This is a genomic window from Micromonospora sp. NPDC047707 (assembly GCF_040704235.1).
Classification (GTDB): domain Bacteria; phylum Actinomycetota; class Actinomycetes; order Mycobacteriales; family Micromonosporaceae; genus Micromonospora.
Genome location: NZ_JBEYSU010000141.1, coordinates 1 through 1,643, shown reverse-complemented (window position 1 = coordinate 1,643; position 1,643 = coordinate 1). Strand labels below are relative to the sequence as shown.

At 64.9% G+C, this 1,643-nt stretch carries 2 protein-coding genes; one reads left to right on the top strand and one right to left on the bottom strand.

What is annotated here, in order from left to right:
* Positions 1–188 (bottom strand): transposase (locus AB0873_RS32490; protein ID WP_366604620.1); only part of this gene is annotated, 188 nt, incomplete at its 3' end.
* Between the two features lie 349 nt (positions 189–537).
* On the opposite strand from AB0873_RS32490, the gene AB0873_RS32485 reads away from it, so the two are divergent.
* On the top strand, positions 538–1,431 hold the full coding sequence (locus AB0873_RS32485) for an IS5 family transposase (RefSeq protein WP_366604618.1): 894 nt from the start codon (positions 538–540) through the stop codon (positions 1,429–1,431).
* Positions 1,432–1,643 lie beyond the last annotated feature (212 nt).

Sequence of the window (1,643 nt, the reverse complement as noted above, 5' to 3'; positions counted from 1 at the left end):
TAGCGCCACGCGATGCCGGTGCGGTTGACGTAGAGGATCGCGTTGAAGATCTCCCGCAGGTCGTAGGTGGGTTTGCGTCCCCCGACGCCAGCATCAGTGCGAGCCTGGCGCCAGGCGTCCAGGCGTGGTGCGATCAGCGCCCAGCGGGCGTCGGACAGGTCGGAGGGGTAGGCAGGTCGCTCGGCCACACGACATATCTACTGTGGACTACGCGGTGGATCGCACTCGGGGTCCGCCGATTCCCGAACTTTGTGAACCAGACACGATCTGCGGATCAAACCCGGGCACCTCACATCGGCATCAATCAGGTGAACCTGGTCCCAGTGGTGATCATTCGACCCTGCCAACGCCTCACCGACAGGCCCACGAAAGCAGCAATATGCAGCGAGAGTGATCAAAACGCCCAGTTAGAGCGTGTTTCATAGGTGGTTGACCAGGGCGGGCAGGCTGTGGCCGCCGGCGTGTCGGTGATCGACAGACAGCGAGGTCTCCGGTAGATGGTTCATCGACGAAGAAGACCATCAGCACGGAGACCTCTTGGCCACCATAGCGGTGACGAGGCGGTTCGACCTGACCGACGCGCAGTGGGCGGTGCTGGAGCCGCTGCTGTCGAAGGGTAAGAAGCCAGGTCGGCCGCCGAAGTGGAGCAAACGACAGCTCATCGACGGCATCCGGTGGCGGGTCCGGGTTGGCTCGCCGTGGCGGGACGTGCCGGAATGCTACGGGCCCTGGCAGACGGTCTACGGGCTGTTCCGGCGCTGGCAGCGCGCGGGCATCTGGCAGCGGATCGTCACCGGGTTGCAGGCCCGCGCTGACGCGGCCGGGCTGATTACCTGGGACGTGAGCGTTGACTCCACCATCGCTCGAGCGCATCAGCACGCAGCCGGCGCCCGTACCCAACCCGAGGTGCAGAAGGAACCGCCGGGCGGGGTCGAGCAAGAACCGGCCGACCACGCGCTGGGACGCTCCCGCGGTGGGTGGACCACCAAACTGCATCTGGGCTGTGAGCAGGGCCGCAAGCCCTTGGTGATGCTGCTGACCGCCGGACAACGAGGCGACAGTCCCCAGTTCGCTCGGGTCCTGGCCCGCATCCGGGTCCCCCGACCGGAAGGTGGACGGCCACGCACTCGACCCGACCGCGTCCTTGCCGATAAGGCGTACAGCTCACGGGCCAACCGCGAGCACCTGCGCCAGCGTGGCATCAAAGCCACCATCCCGATCAAGACTGATCAGGCGGCCAACCGGCGCAAAAAGGGGTCGAAAGGCGGCCGACCGCCCATCTTTGACCCTGAGATCTACAAGCGGCGACATGCCGTCGAGTGCGGCATCAACCGGCTCAAGCGTCACCGCGCGGTAGCGACCAGGTATGACAAGCTCGCCGTCCGGTACGAGGCCACCCTGACCATGGCCGCGATCAACGAATGGCTCTGACCAACGAGTGAACGCCGGTTCTCCGGGCCACGAAAACACTTTGGCTGGGCAGATGTCCGTTTCTATCATCTGCTCTCATGATCCAGGCGTCGGCAGGGCCCCGGCAAAGTCGTGAGGGTGTCCGGCTTGATCCGCTTGGTGTAGACGCGCCCGTGCTGTTGGTAGCAGGGCGGGCATGACTCGTTCAGATGATCATCGAGGTTCTCTACGCC